Here is a 20,917-nt window from a genome sequence, read left to right as displayed (position 1 = left end):
GGACAAGCACCCCGATGATTTTCATCGGGGTGCTTGGTGTAATATAATAGACAGATGATTCGCTGGCTGCAGTCCTTGAGCTGGAGCGAATGAGATGAACGGACAAGAGGGAGCGGGACGGAATGACGGAACCGGAGTTGGATATCAAAACGAGGATATTGCTTGCAGCCAAGAAGCTTTTTGCACAGCAGGGGTATGACGGGACGAGTGTTCGTCAAATCTGTGATGAGGCGGGTGCAAACGTGTCACTGGTCTCATACCATTTTGGCGGCAAAGAAAAGGTGTTCGAGGCATTATTTGAACATTTCTTCCCCGATCATATGATGAACTCGCTGGCGGAAGAGTCCATGTCCTCGCCTGTGGAAGGTATCCGCCGAATTATTGGTGAAGTTGTGAAGTTCACGATGACAGATCGGGAGATGAGCGATATTGTGCAGCTTGAAATTACACTGCGTACACATCGCACAGCTACCGTATTTCGTTTTCTGGACCCCGTCTGGACACGTGTGAGGGAACTGCTGCAAGAAGGAAAGGACCAGGGATTATTCCAAATCGAGTCCGTATCTTATGCAATGCTTCAGGTTATGGGTGTGGCTTTGGCGCACAAACGGGCCAAGAATTCACGATTTGGCTTTGATTATCAAGATATGAATACAGACGAGCTCGCGGAGCAGACAATTGAGTTCGTACTTCGAGGATTGGGAGTGAACCGCCATGAATGAAACCATTGAGTTGATGATGAAGCACCGCTCTGTACGAAAATTTAAGCCAGACCCGGTAAGTGATGAGCAGCTTGCAGCCATTGTATCGGCAGGGCAGATGGCTTCCTCTTCAAGCAGTGTACAAGCTTATACCGTGATTGCTGTGACTGAATCGGAGCAAAAAGCCAAGCTGGCTGAATTGGCAGGCAATCAGGCCTACGTCAATGAATGTCCGGTGTTTCTGGTATGGTGTGCAGATCTGTATCGGCTGAGTGATGCTGCGAAACGTCATCTTCCTGAGAAGGAATCGTATGCCGATTCGACCGAGAATTTCATGGTAGCCACGATTGATGCCGCTTTGGCTTCCCAGAATGCCGCTCTTGCAGCCGAATCCCTTGGCTTCGGAATCGTATATATCGGCGGGCTTCGTACTCGAATTGAAGAAGTCGCTGAGCTGTTAGGATTACCTGAGGGCGTATATCCGGTGTACGGCATGTGTATTGGTGTTGCAGATCAGGAAACGGGAATTCGCCCACGTCTGCCGCTGGATGCAGTCCTGCATCATAATCGATATAATGCCGAGCAGAGCCTCCAAGGTGTTGCGCAGTATGATGAGACCACAACCGCGTACATGAAAGAACGGACCAATGGAGAACGAACGACCCCATGGTCCGAACTGATGGCGAAGCGACTGACTGAGCCGACACGTTTGCAGGTGAGACCGTTCCTGGAAGGCAAAGGATTCTTGAAGCGTTAAGTTGAACGGAAGGTAGTTACACTTGCCATTCCGATGACAGAACAATCTTCCGATCGCTGTTATCCCCAGATTTATTGATCCAATTTTTGTAAAGGTGAAAATCTAGTGATAAAGGCGAACGCTCTGCTTCCTCAGGTTATTTCTGTCCTCTACATTCTTGTGCAAAAATTTAGTTCAACTGATATATATAAATTAGAAGACAGTCGGGGTGAAAACGACTGTCTTCTTTGTGTTGTGTGGACACGGGCAAGTGAGAGTGCTTGCAATTACGTGATTGTAATCAAGTTAAGCCATAGAAACGCTTTGTGTTCTGATAAAAGAGACGGGCGGCCCGCTCGGTTCCCATGCCAGTGATCTCACTCCATGCCTGGATGACCTGTCTGGTCATGGCCGGGTGTGTCATTCGTCCCTGAAATGGTCCTTCGAAGGGCCAAGGTCCGTCGGTCTCGGCCATCACTTGTTCTGATGGATATTGCCGGGCGAGTTCACGAATCTCTTCTTCATACACAATATCCGGCGTGAAGGAAATGAAATAACCGTTGTCCGCCATGCGCCTTACGGTTTGGCGAGAACCTTTGAACCAATGGAAATGAGCACGTCGGAACTGATATTGCTCCAGCAGATCACAGACAATATCCGCATCATCGTATACCGCATGAAGGACAAGTGGTTTGTTATGCTTTTTGGCAAGTTGGATGAAACGTTCAAGCAGCTTGATATACCCGCTCTGATCGAAGCGCTGTCCTGCTTGCTCTGCTTCCTGACGATTGTAATAGGGAAGGCCGACTTCTCCGATGGCTGTGGCTTGTCCTATATGCTTCTCGATCCATTGGAAGAACAGGTCCATCTCTGTAGCGGATGGCAGTTCCTGTTCCGGATGAAAACCGAAGGCCGGATATATGGTGCGTGGATGTTGATCTGCAAGCTCCAGATTGACCTGGGCAGAGGCCAGATTCATGGATACCGCAATTACCGCTTCAACCTGCTGAGACGGGAAAGATAACAGCAACTCGCGTAGTTCGTCAGGGGCATACTGATCCAAGTGAATATGAGCATCAATGAATGGAGCGAAAGCTTGAGAAAGCATGAGGGAAATCCTCCTTGTGTTCATATATAGTTTAATTATGGTACGTCAGATTTCATATAATGGATCACCCATTAAAGGAAAATAATAACTTAAAAACCCGCACTATCAAGATAGGCGGGCTTTCTGCTGCTCTTCTCTCATCCACTGTGCAATCTGCCGTTTACGCTCCAGAAAAGCGGATTCCTCCGTAATTTCTTCTCGTCTTGGGCGATCAAAAGGAACATGTACCTCGTGCAACACTGTTGCAGGTCGGTTGGATAATACATAGACCCGATCAGCTAGCAGCAATGCTTCTTCGATATTATGGGTGATGAACAGCACCGAGCGGCGGTTCTGTTCCCAGATATCGAGCAGCCAGCGCTGCATGTCGCTACGTGTCAGTGCATCCAGCGCGCTGAAAGGTTCGTCCAGCAGCATGAGTTCCTGCGGACTGAGCAGGGCGCGCAAAAATGCAGCACGCTGCTGCATTCCGCCCGACAGCATATGAGGATAGGCTTGCTCGAATCCGGCAAGACCCACGCTGCTTAACCACTTACGAGCTTCTGCAAGTGCTTCAGCCCGAGGGGGAGTGCTTGAAGCTACTTCACCAGCAAGCAGTACATTGTCTTCAATGGTGCGCCACGGGAAAAGAGCGGGCTGTTGTGGCATATAACTAATCTTGCCACGCTGTCCCGTTACATTCTGACCGTTCATAAGCACTTGGCCTTCCTGTGGCTTCAGCAGACCGCCGATGATATGGAACAGGGTGCTTTTCCCACAGCCAGAAGGTCCAACGATAGCAACAAACTCGCCTTGCTCCACAGTCAGGGACAGGCCGTTCAGAACCGGTAACCTGCTCCGCCGTTCACGGAATGATGCATGAACATTAACAACGTCCAGTGCAGGTGGAACCGGAGCAGGAGTCGTGTTGGCAGGTCGATCAGGCTTAACTGGGTGGAGTTTTTCACCGTGCTTTTGCTCCATTACACTTGCTCCTCGTCCAGGCTGGACTTGTTCGTCCTGTTGCCGATTCATATGGTCATCACTTCCTAATATACAGATTACATTACATGCTTTACTACCGCTTCTGTGGCCGCCAGCGCACGAGCAGCTTCTCCAGAAGGGCAATGAACAGGAAGAGCAGCAAGCTGAGCGCGACAATAATCATGATCGCCACGAATAGGCGGTCCGTACGATAAGCCGACTTTTGCAGCATCATATAATAACCAATACCCTTGTCTGCGCCAATCCATTCGGCGATGATGGCACCCATCACGCTATAGGTAGCAGCGATTTTGACACCGGAGAACACGGATGGCAGCGCATGGGGAAGCTCCAGCTTCCAGAAGATATGATGACGTTTCGCACCAGCCATGCGCATATAGTTCATCATCGCTGCATCTGTACGGGTCAAGCCGTCCATGGCTGCCACTGCAACGGGGAAGAAGCAGACGAGGATGATGGTAATCAGCTTGGGCAACAGCCCGAATCCGAACCAGATTAACAGGAGCGGCGCGAGCGCGATGGTTGGGATATTTTGACTAAGAATAAGTAAAGGGTACAGGGCCGACTTGAGAAAAGGAACCAAATGCAGCACCATTGCAATCAGTAATCCGACCGCTGTTCCAGCGGCGAATCCGATAAGCGTTAACTGAATGGTTGCGGAAGCGTGCATGCCAAGCCGTTCGGCCTGAGTTGCCGCTTCGCGGGCGATATCGGACGGTGCAGGCAGCATCCATTTCTCAATATGGAAGAGGGAGACGGCTCCCTGCCATATCGCTATAAAGAGAATAACCGCCACAATGGGCGGCCATACACTTTTGAAATAGGTATGCATTAGCGATACTTCTCCGTCAGGGTATCCATGCTTAAGCCAGTAGGGCTATGGGCGATTTTGATCTGGGAGATGATGCTTGGACTGCCAGCCTCCACGAGTACCTCGTGCATTTTACGGACAACCTCCAGCAGTTCCTCCAGTTCCCCCTCTATCGTGGTGTCGAGCGCGTTCACCTGATATTTCAGGCCGGATTGCTGAATAACTTCAATGGCGCGATCTACGTAAGGATAAGAGTTCTCGCCATTTGGCGTTTTCGGAATAACCTGAATGCTAAGTAATGTGCTTGCCATGAGAGATCACGGCTCCTTTCGTGATATATAAAATGAACCAATGACTGTTACACTTGCCACTTCGATGACAGAATAACCTTCCAATCGCTGTTATCCCCAGATTTTTTTGATTCCCTTTCTCTAAGGGAAAATCCGGTGATAAAGGCGACCGCTTCGCTTTTTCACGTTATTTCTGTCCTCTCCGTCCTCGTGTAAATATTAAGTTCGTTTTATATGAGAAATTTTATTGGGGTAAAAACTCGTTTGTGTATGCCTTGCTCACATCGATCTGTTCATCCAGCAGTTTTTTGCTAAACATCCAGTCGGTGTAGTTCTGCCACACTTCCTGTTTTTGTTCTCCCCAGCGCGGGGCGTCATCCGTGTACTTTGGACTAAGCCATTTCTGGCTTGCCAGTACCAAGTCTTTATCCAGATCCGGGACGGCCTTGATCAGAATATTCGCTGCGTCTTCGGGATGATCAATTGCGTATTGATATCCTTCTGAAGTGGCTTTCAGGAATGCTTTCACCAACTCAGGGTCGTTCTGAATCGTCTGCTCGTTTGTTACGAGGACAGGCGTGTAGTAATCCAATGCATCTGAATAATCCTTCACATACAACATGTCGATGGGTTCCCCGCGCAGTTCGGCTTCAATACCCGTCCAGGCGTAGAAAATCCACGCGAAATCAATGTCTCGTTTCACTGCGGTGAAAAAGTCAGCGTCACCCATGTTAATGTTTTTCACTTTGGATACATCGGCTCCGTCGCCTTCCATAATGGATTGCATCACGGCTTCTTCGACTGGGGAACCCCAACCGCCATAGGTTTTACCTTCAAAATCTTTCGGTGACTTGATATTCCGATCCGCCGGAGCAGCGAAACCAGATGTATTATGCTGAATAACTGCTGCGATGGAGACCAATGGAACACCCTGTGTGCGGGCTTGAGTTACACTCTCCTGATAACTTACGCCAAAAGGCACTTCATTCGAGGCAACCATTGTATCTGCGCCACCGGCACCTGGTTGTACAATCTCTACATTCAAGCCCTCAGCCTTGTAAAAACCTTGATCCACAGCCGCATACAGGCCGGTATGATTCGTATTTGGTGTCCAGTCGAGCACCACTTTAATATCTTTCAGGGCGGCAGTATCACCTTCGTTGCTACTTTCCGTATTTGTGTTGCCGTTCTGCCCAGCTGGGGCAGCTTCTTTGCCACCACATGCGGCTACAGTCACCATAAGCACGCATAAGAGCAACAATCCCATCGTTTTACGCCATTTCATCTGTGGTTCTCTCCTTCGGTATGTCCGGCCGATTGGCACGGGGTACTCCTTGGCTTCATATCCAATCATCTTGCATAAATCGACAGATTTATACCAGTTGAGATCTGGATAACGTCACTTTTTTAGCTCTCTGGCTATATAAAAGAACATTAAAAAAGCGTCCCGTAATCCGGGACGCGTGCAGGCGTTAGAGAGGTGGCGTTCAGCATAGGGCTGTGCCATTTCGATATACTCCGATTCCTACGCTGGCATGATCCAGATCAGGTCTAAGGGTTAGTATCTTGGTGGGATACACTCTCAGCCGGCCAATTCCGACTCCCCTGGGAAACTATGAAGTTACGGGCATTACTAGGTGTAATTATAGGCCAGCGGGTGGAACGTGTCCAGTCAGGAACTGGATGGGGACACGTATGAACTTATCAAACAGGCCGTTATACATATGTATAACAGCCTGAATAATTATCGTGGCGAATCATATAAGGAAATCTGGCTGAGTGCAAAAGCATCGGATTTTGGTTCATAGCCTACCTGTTTCTGAGTGGTTTCCAGATTCAATCGTTTAAACCGGTTATTCGAGATCCCATGCAGTATGGTGAAGGGTTCCAGATCGGTAGTTGTAATTGCTTTGAGCATCAAATCACACAAGTCAGCCGGACTAATATACGCGCTTATATCCCTTGCCTCCAGCGCTGGTCCGTCCGGTTGAAAATCATCATATGCACCTATACGTATTGCTACACTTTGTAAACCTTCGGTATACGCAAAATAGGAAGCGAGCGATTCTCCAAAACATTTGCTAACCCCGTACAAATTCCGTGGGCGTGTTGGCATGTCCGGGTAGACTTGAGCATCAATGGGATACCCCTCAATCGTCTGTGCACTGCTTGCAAGAATGACTCTTCGTACACCTTGGTCTTTAGCTGCACGGAATACATTAAATGTACCTTTGATATTGATGTCCAACAACGATTCATAAAATCCGGCATTCGGGGAAGGATCTCCCGCCAGATGTACAACTACATCCATGCCTTCGCAAGCATGCTGACAGGCTTCGGGATCTGTCACATCCAATGTCATGATCTCATGGCCGGTCCCTTGATACGTATGCAGTCTGTCGATATTCAAATCCGTTAGTCGCAGGTGATATGCTTCTGACAAGTGTTGGGACAAGTCACGGCCAATTTTCCCGGCTGCGCCGGTAATTAAAATGTTCATACATCAACTCCTATTCTTAGCGCTGGAAGAACTCAATCCATTCCTTTTCAGGTCCATAGATGAAGAAATAGCGGTAACCGTTAGGCAGTGTAATAATCTCTCCATCAATAAATTCGGCTTCGGTGGATTGAATGCGTTTGTACTCAGAATCAAGATCATCCACGTGGATGGCAAAATGGTGCACAGTTCCTTCGGCAGGCAGCTTGTCGCTGTATCCTTGAATTAACTCAATCTCAGTCTCGTTACTTCCATTGAAGCCAAGGAAGGCGAGCTGAATGACCCCGTTGGTATGGGTTACCCGGTCTTTCAATTCAAGACCAACAATCTCCGTATAGAAACGCAGCGTGGTCTCCAGATCACGAACGGCAATACCGACGTGGTCAATGCGTTTTTGAAAACTCATAATCCAAATCCTCCTTATGTAGTGAGTGTTTATACCATATTAAGGGATATCATAGGGCTGTACTACATGGTTGTCAAATCCAGTTTTAATTCGGAAAAACCACAATTGTTCACAGAATGTTCACTTATGTAGAGGGTTTCGTCATCTCTATAATTACGAAGGTAAACGGAGAGGATGAGAGAATTGCCAACAAGCAAGAAGGAACAAATTATTTTCGGATTAATGGTGTGTACAGGAATGGTCTTGGTCATGATGTTCTTCAATCTATGGCACAGTGGGCTACTCGGCAAGATGTCCCCGCTTGAAATACTGCTTCAATTCATATTATGTTTTGTCATCGCGTTTCTGGTGGAGTCATTCATTGTCGGACCTGTAGCGAGAAAGATTGCTTTTTCCTTGCCCTTTGACAAGTCCAACAAGATTTTGGGTGTGCTTGCTATGTCATTTTTTATGGTGATTGGCATGGTTCTGATCATGTCCTTGTATGGAATGATCTCGGCATATCTCGCTGATCAATTAAGTGGGTCATCCGTACTCCGTACGTATCTCCATACAATCGCTCGTAACTTCAGCCTGGCGCTTCCATATCAGTTGATCGTTCTGGGACCACTCGTGCGATATGTATTTGGTAAATTCATCAAGGATAACGGGCCTGTAATGCCTGTCGTTAACAAAAGTGTGTGATTCGGTTGGCCATAAGTATTTCCTGGGCAATCTTGTGCAAATGAATAGATCGTATTCTCACCTTTAATGAAGGTGATCAGAGAGGCAAAGATAGGGCACTCGCCATCATTATTACAACGCTAACGAATCGAGGACATCTTATTCGGCCAGTTTCTAAGGGAATGAAAACCTAACGAATCTCAGCGGTGTTATTATGCAAAAAAACCTCCAACGAGGCATTTAATTGAAGCTAATTATCTATAATAACGTCTCTAGGATTCGTTAGATTTCAAACATGCAGAAATGGAGGGAGATAGCGTGTGCTAGGTTCGTTAGAACAGAGTAACGCTACAAAAAAAATGTCCACCGTCAGGTCATGACAGTAGACATTTCAATCTCACTCTCAATATTAGGTAATTCTAATCTCAGGACTGCATCGACACATAACTGTTAAGTCGCAGAATTGGCTATAGGTTTGTTCTGCCATTGATACGTGATTACGCTAATAACAAGCAGGCCAACTGCAAAGATCGCAAGCATCCATGCAGATTGATTAACCGCCAGATGATCAAGACTCCATCCCGTGGTCAAAGGAAGAATGGCACCGCCAACCCCACCTGAAGCAATCAAAATGCTAGGTGTGGATTCTTCTGTTCCGGGCAGCAGTTTACTCGCGAAGACAAGGGCAATGGAGAAAATGCCTGACATGGCCAGTCCAAGCAGCAAGATGATGAGAAATGCAGACCAGATTTGGTTTGTAAATGGAAATACCATTAACAAGAGAACAGAAGCGAGACAACTATACAGGACATAGACGCGGTATTGGAATTTCTCTGCGATATATCCGGCGAAGAGTCGTCCGACAGACATGGCAATCCAGAAACAGGTGACACTAAGCGCTGCTCCAGCTTCCTTCATGTTCATTTTCTCAATCAGGATCGCTGGCATGAAGTTCGCAAGACTCATCTATGACAGACGCCAGTATCCGGCAGCGATCAGACCGCTGGCAATGAGCGGCATGACCATCGCTCCAATCCCGAATAACACTTCCAGTCGGCTCATGGCAACGGCCGTATTGTCTTTGATTGCAGCGATGATAATGGTGCCAATAACAGCTTCAACCATTCCGAATCCGAAGCCGGCAGCGGGTGCAATGACGAACATCCAGCCCCATGGTGGCAACAGCATGTAAGATAATTCTGCAATACAGAGCAATGCTGTGGCGATTAACAGGCCTCCCCGTTTACCAAAGCGTCGGTTCAGCCATGGAGATAACAATACACCGCCCAGGAATCCGGCAAATTGAGCAAAGATCAGCGTTCCGCCTTGGCTATAATCTTTGCCGTAATGCTCAAGTGCAACCGGTAGAATGGAACCGAGCACAACGTGGGCAAGTCCAATCAGGAAATAGGACAGACATCCGATCCAAAGTAATTTTTTCATAAAGAACTCCTTCTACTTATAAACATAAATTGAGGATCACAATAAAGCGCAATCTTGAAGACAACGTCTATCATAACAGGACATGTCAAGTTGTGCCATGAATTCCGGATCGATACAGAAGGTTGCAATCTGGTCCGGCGTTCGTATATACTGAGACACAACAATTACAGATCGGACCATGCCGTTGAAGAGCATCCAACTCGGAGGCGTTTTCGCCAGGGGAGCGATATTTCCCCAAGTTAACCGGAACCGCCCGTTATCGCGGACCAAGAGGCTGGAAGCAGGATATCCTGATTCAGCAAGTTGGGTGGCACCGCGAGCAGAGCGCTCCTCGTCCCAAGGGATGAGGGCGCTCTTTGTATTTTTACAGCCAAAGGAGACGGTGACCATGTTGGAAATGAAATGGATTCGGGCACATGCAGAAGAGGTTCAGGCCGCAGCAGACGGGAAAAAAATCAAGATCAACATTCGCGCATTGTTAGAGCGGGATGAGGAACGCAGGGCACTTTTGCAGGAATTGGAAGAAGGTCGCAGATTGCGAAATACGTTATCTGCTGATATTGGCAGACTCATGCAAGCCGGGAATCGGGAAGAGGCCGAGGGTTTGCGGGTTCAGGTGAAACAGCTCAATGAACAGTTGGAATACGTGGAAGCGAAGCTTGCCCCTGTGCAGGAGGAAGTAACCAAGCTGCAATGGCTGGTACCCAATATCGTATCCCCAGATACCCCGAAAGGCACGTCGGATGCGGATAATGTGGAGCTGCGACGTGTGGGAGAGGTGCCAACGTTCGAGTATAACACCAAAGATCACGTGGAACTTGGGGAGTTGCATGATCTGATCGATATTCCTCGTGGAGTTAAGATTGGCGGTACGCGAAGCTATGTATTAAAAGGCGCTGGCCTGTTATTGCATCGGGCAGTACAGCAACTTGCGCTGGATCTGTTGCTGAAACACGGGTTTACACCGATGGAGGTACCGCTGATGGTCAGGGAGGACGCACTGGTGAACACCGGATTCTTCCCAACTGGACGAGATCAGGTCTACGAACTTGAAGGGGAGAATAAGTGGCTGGTGGGAACTTCTGAAGTGCCGCTGGTCTCGTATTATGCGGATGAGATTGTTGATGTTCAAGAGCCTGTGAAGCTGGCCGCGGTATCGACGTGTTTCCGCAGTGAGGTTGGCTCCGGCGGACGGGATGTACGCGGATTGTATCGTGTGCACCAATTTGCCAAAGTTGAGCAGGTCATTCTCTGTGCCCCTGATGCGGAAGAATCGGAGCGTATGTTGCAAGAGATTACGGGACACGCTGAGGAATTGCTGCAAATACTGGAACTGCCGTATCGTGTTGTCGCCGTATGTACTGGGGATATGTCGCAGAAAACGTACAAACAGTATGACATCGAGACCTGGATGCCGAGCCGCGGTGCATATGGAGAAACCCATTCGTCGTCGAATCTGCATGATTTTCAGGCTCGCCGTTCGAATATTCGTTGCCTCGATGCCGAAGGCAAGTTGGCCTATTGTCACACGCTCAATAATACGGCGGTGGCATCACCGCGTATCCTGATTCCGTTGCTTGAGAATCATCAGCAGGAGGATGGAAGCATTCACATTCCGGCAGCCCTGCGGCCCTATATGGGCGGCGCGGAGAGCTTGATTTTGCCAGAGCAGGATGAAGTGAAGTAGAGAGGTTATATAACGCTTTAGGCAGTAGAAGAGGGGATGTTCCATACGTCTTGTAAAATGACGGTGGACATCCCCTTTTAAATGATAACGCTATTTAATTAACCAATCCCCTAATACTTTGTGCCAAATTTACTAATCTGGTTAGTTCTCGGACCTAAGGTATAGCTTACTTTTTTGTTCACAATTTTCTTCGTTTATGTAAGTAAATAAAATTATTTTTTAAATGTTAACGCAGCTTCCATTCACGCTCGTTAATGATTTCAATTTGTCCAGATTCAAGGGCTTTTTTGAAACGATTTCGGACTGTTTTCATCAATAGAACCATTTCGTCTTCAGGACGAATCTTGGTGGATGTCGAAGTGACGATAGCTTTCATACGTTTACGATTATTTTTGGGTGAAACCATATCAAGCAAATTCTTTTCGATCATACATATCCCACCCCCATCTTTTAGGTTTATTAAAACAGTATTACGCGACCTTCCCATATTATACAATGAAATTCATGAATTGTTCCAAGACTTCCACTTATGTTATTCAACTTTATGCAATTCGTATCCGATATAATATAATAGAAGTAAAATATTGGATTATGGGAGTTGGAAATTAAAAATGAATAGAATCAAACTGGCGCTTCGAGGCACGCTTGCTCTAATTATGGCATTAACAATCCTGGTCCCTTCGTTGGCCTTGGCGGCTACTGGTGACGTGAAATCGATTGAAATAACCAATAGCAGCCCGCAGAAGATGAGTGTTTCCGAAACAGCTGCGCTTCAGGTGATGGCAACGGTAGAAGGTTTTGATAACAAGCAGGATGTTACCGAAGGCGTGACTTGGTCCACGAGTAATGCAGCAGTTGCAACGATGGTGAAAGGCAAAGTCAAGGCTATGGCCGCGGGCGAAGCAACCATTTTTGCAGAAGTAGACGGGGCTAAAGCCCAGTTGGTTGTCCAAGTGCAGGAGAAGATCAAAAGCATCAAAGCTTCACCGAAATCCTACAGTTTTGTTAAAGGCAGTGAGAGCACCCTTCCGAAAGTAAGCATTACACGTGCGAATGGTAAGGAAGAGGATGTGACGTCTGAGATTGTGTGGTCCGTATCCACTTCTTCGGCTGTGCTGGAAAACGGTAAAATCAAAGGCGTTACACCCGGCAGAGTATTGCTGCAAGGTAAGTACGGAAAAACGATTGTAAAAGTTCCTGTTGCCGTGACGGACGAGATTACCAAAGTTGAAGTCACTCCTGCCACAATGCAGCTGAACATCAAGAAGTCCAAGGCGTTGAAGGTCATCGGCACCTACGCAAACGGCAAAACGATTAACCTTTCGAAACAAGTGATTTGGACCTCTTCCAATACAAATGTAGCTATCGTGAAAAATGGAGCCGTTAAGACGCTGACTGAGGGACAAGCCACCTTGACAGGAACTTATCAAAATCAGACAATAAAGGCAGAGGTTACCGTTTTACCTTTGCTCAAAAAGTTGATTACTGGCCAGAAAAAACTGGTTTTGTCCCCACAGGGAAGTACAACACTGAGTGTGATGGCCCAGTATGATACGGGCAAGACCACTGTCGTGACCAACAGTGCGGTGTGGAGCAGCACAAAGCCGGGCGTAGCGACAGTAACAAATGGCAAGATCGTGGCTGTAGGCAAAGGTAAAACGTCTATCACGGCCAAGTGGGGCAACAAAAAAGTGACCATCCCTGTTACGGTAAAATAAATCTTCGTATAATGAAGCGCTTTGCATAAATCAAAAGTTAATTTCAATACATGACATCGTTAAAATCATCAATGTAACAGACAACTAGGGGCGTAGACATACGCTCCTTTTTGGATATATAGAAATATGTATCTTGGATGCCTTCTGCTAGAACAACAATATAACGGGATGGGATGGGATGAAAATGAAAGCTTCGATTATAAGCTCTGACTCTAACTCTAGTGATCTGGCTTACCTGAAATATCTTCTATTATCCCTAAGTTCCACACTTACATTTCAACGGAGTACTACGATTAAGCGCATGAAGCAACGCACCTATGAAAAATACAGAGAAGGTTACCATTTAAAATGTCATAGTGAAGAGGAGGTTCTTGAATGAAAGATCCAATGCAACCAGAGAACTGGCCTGCCTGGGCGACAGAGGCGGTAGAGATTGCTCCAGCCAACCCCAACTGGGACGCACAGGCTCAGGAAGAAATCCGGCAACTCAAACGTCTTCTACAGCAGTTTAATATCCATCAATTCGAACATATCGGAAGCACATCCATTCCCGGATTACCCGCCAAACCCATTATTGATTTGATGGCAGAGGTACAGTCATGGGAGGATATGGATCTGATTGCCGATCAGCTGAATCCGGTGGGCTGGAATTACGTTCCGCCTGAACTGGATGGACGGGAGTACAGACGATTCTGGGTCAGAATTAAGGATGGCAAGAGAGCTGTGCACCTTCATCTAATGCGCCCGGGAGAAGAACGCTGGGATCGTCAAATTCGATTTCGGGATGTGCTGAGAAAACGCCCAGATCTGGTGGAAGCTTACGCCGTCCTGAAGGCGAAGCTTGCTGATGAGAATAAAGAAGACAGGGAATCGTATACCGCTGCCAAAACGCAATTTATTTTACAAGTGCTTGATGAAGGCGTGTGATTGATTGAAAAGCGTACTTATCAGAGACAGGCTGATCTATTTCTTCGCAGTCATGATGACCATGGCGGCAGGACTCGCATCCAGACACTTTGGTGAACGATTGCCGGGTTGGGTGCATGAACATTTCGGAGATGCATTATGGGCGGGCATGATTTATTTCGGAGTACGCATGGTGTGGCCTCATCGCAGCTTGGTATGGGCGATGTGTTTGAGCTGTGTATTCAGCTGGATGATTGAGTTCTCGCAGTTGATTCAGACGCCTTGGCTGATTGAGATACGCTCAACCGTATGGGGTGCTCTTATTTTGGGACATGGTTTTCTGGTAATCGATCTGATTCGGTATACGGTCGGTATTCTGTGCATGGTAATGATAGATCGTTATTTCCTGAGAAATAAGATGGCTGGATCATGAATTAAAGTAAATCATGGAGGTGTGCTGAATGAATGTAGAAAAACTTTTTGCCGAATCGCCGGAATTTGAAACACAGCGGTTAAAGCTGAGACGCCTTGCGATGGATGATCTCGATGAATATTATGCATTTGCCTCTGATCCGCGAGTGAGTCAGCAAAGCTTGTGGAACTGTCATAAGACGGTGGAGGATTCAATTCAATATATTCAGCGGGTACTGGATAATTATGAACGGAAAACGGTACATATCTGGGCTTTTGTCTTGAAGGAAACAGGAACCTTGATCGGGAGAGGGGGCATCTTTCATCTCAACGAACCCATGCAGAGTGCTGAACTAGGGTACGCGATAGCCAGCAGTCACTGGGGTAAGGGTCTTGCAGCAGAAGCGATGCAACCCATCGTGGATTATTGCTTTCGGGAATTGGACTGCAATCGGTTGGATGGGAAATGTAATGCAGGCAACATAGGCTCTGCACGCGTAATGGAGAAGCTGGGCATGTCGTACGAAGGTTTGTTACGCAAACAGTTGAAGATCAAAGGTGTATTTACGGATCAAAAATTGTACTCCCGTATCCGGGATGATCTATAATACTTCCAATGCCACATAGGGTACATCGCAGAATTTGAAGGAGGCGGAACCATGATCTATAGTATTATTTCCCGTTCGTTGTGGGAGCAAGTGTCAAAAGGGAGTGAGTATGCACCAGATAGCCTGGAGACAGACGGATTCATTCATTGTTCCACCAAGGAACAGATCCCATGGGTAGCCGGGCAATATTATGCAGGCCGCACGGATCTGTTATTACTTAGTATTGATGAGAAGGCGTTGAAGCCGGAACTGGTATATGAGGATCTCTACGAATTGAATGAGCTATTTCCACATATCTATGGAGAACTCAATCTGGATGCGGTGCGCAAAGTCATTCCATTTGAACCGAATGCAGACGGCACATTCTCATTTCCTGAATAAATAACATGTGACGCTTCTGTTTGGACGTGATCAGGGGACAACATACTTTTCCGAAGGGTGGTTAACGAATGGATATGAATCAGGTTTTTCTGGAGACAGCGGAGAAACAATTCCTGTATTACAAGCAGCTCGGGGAAAAAGCCATGGCACAACTGGAGTCCGAGCAATTGTTTCAATCCTGGAATGAAGACGCGAACAGCATTGCGGTAATCGTAAAACATCTATGGGGCAATATGCTGTCCCGTTGGACGGATGTACTGACCACAGATGGTGAGAAATCGTGGCGTGAGCGAGATGCCGAATTCGTGAATGATATTACATCCCGGGAAGAGTTGCACGCCAAATGGGAGGAAGGCTGGACATGCCTACTCGAAGCCATTCGTTCGTTTACCCCGGAACAATTGTCTCATATCATATACATTCGCAATGAAGGACACACCGTCATGGAGGCAATTATTCGGCAATTGGCGCATTATCCGTATCATGTTGGGCAGATTGTATTTGCCGCAAAAATGCTTAAAGAAACAGCTTGGGACAGTCTCTCGATTCCGAGAAACGGGTCTGCTCAATATAATGGCGGCAAATTTGCCAGGCCGAAGGCACGCAAACATTTTACAGAAGATGAACTTCATATAGAAAAAGGTGAGGAACAACAATGACTCAAATTGCATTGATTCGCCATGGAAGTACAGCGTGGAATAAGGAAAAACGTTCGCAGGGACAGACGGATAATCCGCTGGATCAGGAAGGAAGGGAACAGGCGGTTTTACTTGCTGCGAGACTAGCCGAAGAATCCTGGGATGCCATCTATGTAAGTGACTTGGAACGTGCAAGTGAGACGGCTCGCATCATTGGTGATCGCTTGGGCATACAGGAGATTCATCTGGACCCTAGACTTCGCGAGATGGGCGGAGGACAGGTCGAAGGAACGACGGAAGAGGAACGTATAGCCAAGTGGGGAGCGGACTGGAGTACCCTGGATCTGGGACGGGAGCTTGCAGATGCAGGGACTGTTCGAGGCAGTGCGGTGCTTGAAGATATTGTACAGCAGCACCCCGATGGAAGAGTGATCGTTGTCAGTCACGGAGCCGTTCTGCGGAATACACTGCGAGGTCTGGTGCCTGAGCTTGATATCAGCGTGAAGCTGTCCAACACATCCATTACCCGGATCGCCAAGAATGAGAATGAGTGGCAATGCGAACTGTACAATTGCAGCGTGCATTTGAATTCGCCCAGGGAGTCTTAATAGATGGATGCTCTGACGTTAAAACGCTAGCAAACTTTGTGGACAAAAGGGGAGATGGCGCATGACCGAATTGACGTATGCATGGACGGAGGAGATTTTATCTCCGCTGGGTGAGACAGCAGTTATCATCCATTGCGGGGATCAATTGTCTGACGCTGTGCAGCGCAGAGTGATATCTGTATGTGCTTTGCTGGAAAAAAGCACTCTGCCAGCCATGATCGAATGGGTACCTTCATACACGTCCGTTACAGTATTTTATGATCCGTTCATCTCCCCGTACCCCGAGTTATGCCGTATTCTGCTTCAGCAGTTGAATCAATTGAAGGAATCCGTCCAAGACAAACCCAGAACGGTCACGATTCCCGTATGTTATGGTGGCGAGTGGGGGCCTGATCTGGACTACGTTGCCAGTGAACATGGACTGACCGCAGAGGACGTTATTGCGATTCATACATCCGGGGATTATCTCGTACATATGATAGGATTCGCACCGGGTTTTCCGTATCTCGGCGGGTTGTCTGAACAGATTGCTACGCCCAGACGTGCAACGCCAAGGCTTCGGGTTGAGGCTGGCACAGTAGGTATTGGTGGCAAACAGACGGGAATCTATCCAGTGGACACACCCGGAGGATGGCAATGTATTGGACGAACGCCACTCCGGTTGTTTCGGCCGGAACAGAGCGTACCGAGTTTGCTGGCAGCAGGTGATCGGGTTCAATTTGAACAGATTACGATGCAGGACTATCTGGCGTTGAAGCGGAAGGAGGGCGAACGATGAGTATTGAAGTGATTCGCCCTGGTCTGTTATCTACCGTTCAGGATGAAGGCAGAACCGGGTATCGCCGGTATGGTATTCATCCTGGAGGGGTCATGGACACCTTTGCAGCCAGAGCAGCCAATATGCTTGTGGGCAACTCCCGACATGCGGCAGTGCTGGAGATGACGATGACGGGGCCGGAGCTTCGATTTCAGGAGAGCCAGCTAGTCTCATTATGTGGAGCCGATCTGACGGCAACGGTGGATCATCTGCCTGTACCTTTGTGGCGTCCTGTGCTGGTGCGGGCTGGAAGTGTACTGAAGTTTGGTCATTGTCGTCATGGTTTGCGTGGATATCTGGCGATTGCGGGCGGAATTGCTGTGCCTGAATTGATGGGCAGTCGAAGTACAGACCTCAAGACAGGTCTTGGCGGTGTGGAGGGCCGAGCCTTGCGCGTGGGGGATCTGTTATCCAATGGTGAACCTTCTGCCGAAGCGCGAGTATGGATGCAGCGTATGGAGCAGCAGGTAAAGGAGAGTGAGCGGGACCACCGAATATTGGCACCTGCGTGGCTTTTATCTGAACGTGAAAGACCTGACTATTATGGGCAACCTGTTATTCGTGTGATGGAGAGCAAGGATAGTTCGCTGTTCAGCCAAGAAAGTCTGGGACAATTCTATGCCGAAAAATACGTGATCACTTCGGAATCCGATCGGATGGGCTATCGCTTACAGGGCTCCAGACTGGAGCTGGATCAGCCTCTGGATCGGTTGTCTGAAGCCGTTACCTATGGCACGGTGCAGGTGCCACCGGATGGTCAGCCCATCATCTTGATGGCAGATCATCAGACGATTGGAGGTTATCCTGTCATTGCACAGGTAGCTCGGGTGGATATGCCAATCCTGGCTCAGGCTAGGCCAGGAACCCGAATTTCTTTTATGAAAATTACGCATGATCAAGCCGGACAGTTGTATATGGAACAGGAAATCAATATGCAGCTCATGGATAAGCTGATACGCAGAAGAATGGCAGAAATGGGGGGCACTTAATGAATACCTCGAAAACCTTGGATATCAATTGTGATCTGGGCGAAAGTTATGGTATATATCGCACTCTGTCGGACGAAGCCATTCTACCCTTGATTACATCAGCCAATATTGCCTGCGGATTTCATGCAGGGGACCCGGCTATAATGCGGCTGACGGTGGAGAGGGCATTGGAGCATCAGGTTGCAATTGGAGCCCACCCCGGGTTGCCGGATTTGCAAGGGTTTGGCAGAAGACGTATGGAGATTACGCCACGGGAAGCATATGACATGGTGGTGTATCAGATCGGTGCGCTGGATGCATTTGTCCGGGTAAGCGGAGGGCGAATGCATCACGTCAAACCGCACGGTGCTTTATACAATATGGCCGCAGAAGATACGGAGCTTGCTGAAGCCATTGTGGAGGCGATCTATCAAGTACAGCCTGATCTATATTTGTATGGTCTGGCGGGCAGTAAGCTGATTCACGCTGCGGATCGCATCGGTCTGCGCAGTGTGAGCGAGGTGTTTGCGGATCGAACCTATGGGACGGACGGACAGTTAACTCCTCGCAGCCAAGCTGGAGCCCTCATTGAAGAATCGGGACAAGCCATTGCTCAAGTGCTTCGGATGGTGAAAGACGGCGTGGTTGTATCCACGGATGATACGCTGGTTCCCATTAAGGCAGAGACGGTCTGTATCCACGGTGACGGAGCGAACGCTCTCGCATTTGCGCAAGAGATTCGTCACGTCTTGGAATCGGAAGGCATTAGGTTATCTGCGCATACCACGGGATGATACGCATGTTCAGCAGAACAACAGTAGTATCAGGTTGTTCGGATTGAACTTTGAAATTTTGGAATGACAAGGAGTGAATGAACAGAATGAAACCCATACGCAACTCGGCGAAAGCTGTCATTGTGCAGGATGGACGATTGCTGGTCATCCGGCTGGAAGACCAATATGGTACCGCTTATGTGTTCCCGGGTGGAGGACAGGAGAAAGGTGAAGAACTCAAGGATGCGGTCGCGCGCGAATGTCTGGAGGAGATTGGTCAGGCTGCGAATGTGGGAGAGCTGTTACATATCCGGGAGTATATCGGAAAAAATCATGAATTCGCCGAGTGGGATGCAGACATCCACCAGGTTGAATTTTATTTTGCGTGCAGCCTGATAGATCCGGAGGCAACCGTTTTTGAAGGCTCCAATCCAGACGACCACCAAGTCGCTGTGGAATGGATTGCACTTGAAGAGCTGTCCCAGATTCGTTTATATCCAAAAACCATTGGTGAGCTGCTGCTTAAATCGGATTCTTCATCAATCTATCTTGGAGATTTGAATTGAAATGATCCTAGGAACGATATGAGATAATCCCTTTATGTAAATATTTTTATAAAGAACTTTTCCAATTTTGTCACGTTGGCGTATCGGTTCATGGATTCACCATAGGTGAGGTGGGTACACTATAAGTACAGGCTTATTACACCTAACGTAAGTTGACTGTACTTATACACGGCAACGGAGCGGATAAAACCTAAAGAAACGAAACCTGCAAAGTTAAGTACAGGTTTCTGTTTGAACTTTAGCTTAACCACTCCTCAAATTGGGAGAACAGTAGACGTAGTGGAGGGGACGGAATCGATTCTGAGGAAGCGAAGCATTCGCATGAATTTTTGATTTTCGCTCATATATCCTTTGGAATTAAGCATTCACACGATAACGGAGAGGACAGAAGAAACCTGAAAAAGCGAAGCGCTCGCCTTTATCACCGGATTTTTCCCTTTGAGAGAAGGGAATCAGAAAATCTGGGGGTAACAGCGATTGGAAGGTTGTTCTGTGATCGTAGTGCCAGTGTGAATCGGTTTTAATCCAATGTATATGAGGAAGAGATCAGGATCATCGTGAGATAACAGCGATCCAAAGAAAACGATCCGCACCCGCAACGGCCTACATAGTCCTTCCAATATACCCCCAAAACCGAAAGGAGCACTTCCCATGAACCAGACTGAATTGGAACAAAACATTGTAAAAGCATTGGAAAACAACCCTTTTTGCAGCTTCTCCACTGTGGAGAATGGTAAACCGAAATCCCGCTATATGGCGCTTTTCAACGATGGACTGAACATTCATCTGGCAACGAACCGCCGTACACACAAAGTAGAGGAACTGGAGAATAATCCGAATGTTAGCCTGCTACTGGGTTATGAGGCTGGTGGTTCCAAGGAAGTAGTTGAGATCGAAGGGACCTGTGAAGTGACGAAGAACGAAGGCTTGCGTGAGCAAGTGTGGAACGACGAACTGAAGGCGTGGTTCGATGGACCTAATGATCCAAACTATGTCATTCTGGACATCACCCCGACTCGTATTGAATATACAGGGAAAGATCATGAACATCATGTGTGGGAACAATAATCCAAATATGAACATAACCTCTGCAAAGTAGCGTCCTTATGCGAAAATACCCGCAGAGTTTAATCCAACCGTGAAAGCCATGAAGGTTTCACGGTTTTTGGTATGGATGAATAACGCTTAATTGGTTAT

The 20,917-nt window shown here is 47.7% G+C and carries 26 protein-coding genes and 1 riboswitch; of the genes, 16 read left to right on the top strand and 10 right to left on the bottom strand.

Features of this window, described 5'->3' with window-relative positions; genetic code table 11:
- Nucleotides 1-122 precede the first annotated feature (122 nt).
- Entirely contained in the window at nucleotides 123-722 is a 600-nt protein-coding gene (locus tag QF049_RS21120) for a TetR family transcriptional regulator (protein WP_307540359.1), read from the top strand.
- A complete protein-coding gene (gene nfsA, locus QF049_RS21115; protein ID WP_091018428.1) occupies nucleotides 715-1,458 on the top strand; it encodes an oxygen-insensitive NADPH nitroreductase in 744 nt (247 codons plus the stop codon). Before QF049_RS21120 ends, nfsA begins: the two co-directional genes overlap by 8 nt.
- Nucleotides 1,459-1,738: 280 nt before the next feature.
- On the opposite strand, the gene QF049_RS21110 is transcribed toward nfsA, so the two are convergent.
- The 7 genes from QF049_RS21110 to QF049_RS21080 all read right to left on the bottom strand — a co-directional run bounded on the left by QF049_RS21110 (nucleotide 1,739) and on the right by QF049_RS21080 (nucleotide 7,533).
- On the bottom strand, nucleotides 1,739-2,545 hold the full coding sequence (locus QF049_RS21110) for a TatD family hydrolase (RefSeq protein WP_307540355.1): 807 nt from the start codon (nucleotides 2,543-2,545) through the stop codon (nucleotides 1,739-1,741).
- 105 nt (nucleotides 2,546-2,650) lie between these two features.
- Nucleotides 2,651-3,559 carry an ABC transporter ATP-binding protein gene (locus QF049_RS21105; protein WP_307540353.1) on the bottom strand — a complete coding sequence of 303 codons (909 nt, stop codon included), beginning with the start codon at nucleotides 3,557-3,559 and terminating at the stop codon, nucleotides 2,651-2,653.
- A 43-nt stretch (nucleotides 3,560-3,602) separates the two neighbouring features.
- On the bottom strand, nucleotides 3,603-4,361 hold the full coding sequence (locus tag QF049_RS21100; protein WP_124117990.1) for an ABC transporter permease: 759 nt from the start codon (nucleotides 4,359-4,361) through the stop codon (nucleotides 3,603-3,605).
- Entirely contained in the window at nucleotides 4,361-4,651 is a 291-nt protein-coding gene (locus QF049_RS21095; protein WP_307540349.1) for an MTH1187 family thiamine-binding protein, read from the bottom strand. Before QF049_RS21095 ends, QF049_RS21100 begins: the two co-directional genes overlap by 1 nt.
- A gap of 223 nt (nucleotides 4,652-4,874) precedes the next feature.
- Nucleotides 4,875-5,915 carry an ABC transporter substrate-binding protein gene (locus tag QF049_RS21090; RefSeq protein ID WP_036673166.1) on the bottom strand — a complete coding sequence of 347 codons (1,041 nt, stop codon included), beginning with the start codon at nucleotides 5,913-5,915 and terminating at the stop codon, nucleotides 4,875-4,877.
- Nucleotides 5,916-6,134: 219 nt separating this feature from the next.
- Nucleotides 6,135-6,247, bottom strand: a riboswitch (TPP riboswitch).
- Nucleotides 6,248-6,374: 127 nt separating this feature from the next.
- Nucleotides 6,375-7,130, bottom strand: a complete 756-nt coding sequence (locus QF049_RS21085; RefSeq protein WP_307540346.1) for an NAD-dependent epimerase/dehydratase family protein — start codon at nucleotides 7,128-7,130, stop codon at nucleotides 6,375-6,377.
- Nucleotides 7,131-7,146: 16 nt separating this feature from the next.
- Nucleotides 7,147-7,533, bottom strand: a complete 387-nt coding sequence (locus QF049_RS21080) for a VOC family protein (protein WP_307540344.1) — start codon at nucleotides 7,531-7,533, stop codon at nucleotides 7,147-7,149.
- Between the two features lie 174 nt (nucleotides 7,534-7,707).
- On the opposite strand from QF049_RS21080, the gene QF049_RS21075 reads away from it, so the two are divergent.
- The gene (locus QF049_RS21075) at nucleotides 7,708-8,217 is read left to right on the top strand and encodes a DUF2798 domain-containing protein (RefSeq protein WP_307540342.1); all 510 of its coding nucleotides are present in this window, start codon (nucleotides 7,708-7,710) and stop codon (nucleotides 8,215-8,217) included.
- A gap of 429 nt (nucleotides 8,218-8,646) precedes the next feature.
- On the opposite strand, the gene QF049_RS21070 is transcribed toward QF049_RS21075, so the two are convergent.
- On the bottom strand, nucleotides 8,647-9,162 hold the full coding sequence (locus QF049_RS21070) for an MFS transporter (protein ID WP_307540339.1): 516 nt from the start codon (nucleotides 9,160-9,162) through the stop codon (nucleotides 8,647-8,649).
- Nucleotides 9,163-9,639: an MFS transporter gene (locus QF049_RS21065; RefSeq protein ID WP_307540336.1), complete on the bottom strand. Its 477-nt coding sequence runs from the start codon at nucleotides 9,637-9,639 to the stop codon at nucleotides 9,163-9,165. It lies immediately after the preceding gene.
- 388 nt (nucleotides 9,640-10,027) lie between these two features.
- Between QF049_RS21065 and serS the strand changes: the two genes are divergently transcribed.
- Nucleotides 10,028-11,326, top strand: a complete 1,299-nt coding sequence (serS, locus tag QF049_RS21060; protein ID WP_307540334.1) for a serine--tRNA ligase — start codon at nucleotides 10,028-10,030, stop codon at nucleotides 11,324-11,326.
- Between the two features lie 226 nt (nucleotides 11,327-11,552).
- Here the strand turns inward: serS and QF049_RS21055 are convergent, their stop codons facing one another.
- Entirely contained in the window at nucleotides 11,553-11,756 is a 204-nt protein-coding gene (locus tag QF049_RS21055; RefSeq protein WP_307540332.1) for a hypothetical protein, read from the bottom strand.
- A gap of 181 nt (nucleotides 11,757-11,937) precedes the next feature.
- Between QF049_RS21055 and QF049_RS21050 the strand changes: the two genes are divergently transcribed.
- The 12 genes from QF049_RS21050 to QF049_RS20995 all read left to right on the top strand — a co-directional run bounded on the left by QF049_RS21050 (nucleotide 11,938) and on the right by QF049_RS20995 (nucleotide 20,788).
- Complete coding sequence (locus tag QF049_RS21050) at nucleotides 11,938-13,044, top strand: Ig-like domain-containing protein (protein WP_307540330.1); 1,107 nt, start codon at nucleotides 11,938-11,940, stop codon at nucleotides 13,042-13,044.
- Nucleotides 13,045-13,419: 375 nt separating this feature from the next.
- Complete coding sequence (locus tag QF049_RS21045; RefSeq protein ID WP_307540328.1) at nucleotides 13,420-13,971, top strand: GrpB family protein; 552 nt, start codon at nucleotides 13,420-13,422, stop codon at nucleotides 13,969-13,971.
- Between the two features lie 4 nt (nucleotides 13,972-13,975).
- Entirely contained in the window at nucleotides 13,976-14,383 is a 408-nt protein-coding gene (locus tag QF049_RS21040; RefSeq protein ID WP_150365308.1) for a ribosomal maturation YjgA family protein, read from the top strand.
- Nucleotides 14,384-14,411: 28 nt separating this feature from the next.
- Nucleotides 14,412-14,969, top strand: coding sequence for a GNAT family N-acetyltransferase (locus QF049_RS21035; protein ID WP_307540325.1), 558 nt, complete (start codon nucleotides 14,412-14,414; stop codon nucleotides 14,967-14,969).
- 51 nt (nucleotides 14,970-15,020) lie between these two features.
- Nucleotides 15,021-15,350, top strand: a complete 330-nt coding sequence (locus tag QF049_RS21030) for a DUF952 domain-containing protein (RefSeq protein ID WP_091038169.1) — start codon at nucleotides 15,021-15,023, stop codon at nucleotides 15,348-15,350.
- Between the two features lie 68 nt (nucleotides 15,351-15,418).
- Nucleotides 15,419-16,009 (top strand): DUF1572 family protein, encoded by a 591-nt coding sequence (locus QF049_RS21025; protein WP_307540322.1) that lies wholly within the window; start codon nucleotides 15,419-15,421, stop codon nucleotides 16,007-16,009.
- The gene (locus QF049_RS21020) at nucleotides 16,006-16,596 is read left to right on the top strand and encodes a histidine phosphatase family protein (RefSeq protein ID WP_307540320.1); all 591 of its coding nucleotides are present in this window, start codon (nucleotides 16,006-16,008) and stop codon (nucleotides 16,594-16,596) included. The genes QF049_RS21025 and QF049_RS21020 overlap by 4 nt, the downstream gene beginning before the upstream one ends.
- Before the next feature lie 61 nt (nucleotides 16,597-16,657).
- The gene (gene pxpB, locus QF049_RS21015) at nucleotides 16,658-17,374 is read left to right on the top strand and encodes a 5-oxoprolinase subunit PxpB (protein WP_307540318.1); all 717 of its coding nucleotides are present in this window, start codon (nucleotides 16,658-16,660) and stop codon (nucleotides 17,372-17,374) included.
- Nucleotides 17,371-18,402: a 5-oxoprolinase subunit C family protein gene (locus QF049_RS21010; RefSeq protein WP_307540316.1), complete on the top strand. Its 1,032-nt coding sequence runs from the start codon at nucleotides 17,371-17,373 to the stop codon at nucleotides 18,400-18,402. The genes pxpB and QF049_RS21010 overlap by 4 nt, the downstream gene beginning before the upstream one ends.
- Nucleotides 18,402-19,175 carry a LamB/YcsF family protein gene (locus QF049_RS21005; protein ID WP_307540314.1) on the top strand — a complete coding sequence of 258 codons (774 nt, stop codon included), beginning with the start codon at nucleotides 18,402-18,404 and terminating at the stop codon, nucleotides 19,173-19,175. Before QF049_RS21010 ends, QF049_RS21005 begins: the two co-directional genes overlap by 1 nt.
- 86 nt (nucleotides 19,176-19,261) lie before the next feature.
- A complete protein-coding gene (locus QF049_RS21000) occupies nucleotides 19,262-19,720 on the top strand; it encodes an NUDIX domain-containing protein (RefSeq protein WP_307540312.1) in 459 nt (152 codons plus the stop codon).
- Between the two features lie 651 nt (nucleotides 19,721-20,371).
- Nucleotides 20,372-20,788 carry a pyridoxamine 5'-phosphate oxidase family protein gene (locus QF049_RS20995; protein ID WP_074093246.1) on the top strand — a complete coding sequence of 139 codons (417 nt, stop codon included), beginning with the start codon at nucleotides 20,372-20,374 and terminating at the stop codon, nucleotides 20,786-20,788.
- Nucleotides 20,789-20,917: the final 129 nt, after the last annotated feature.

It is taken from the genome of Paenibacillus sp. W4I10, from assembly GCF_030816325.1.
Lineage (GTDB): Bacteria > Bacillota > Bacilli > Paenibacillales > Paenibacillaceae > Paenibacillus > Paenibacillus amylolyticus_B.
Note: the sequence above shows the minus strand (reverse complement) of the source record. Positions and strands in the feature narration are given on the sequence as shown.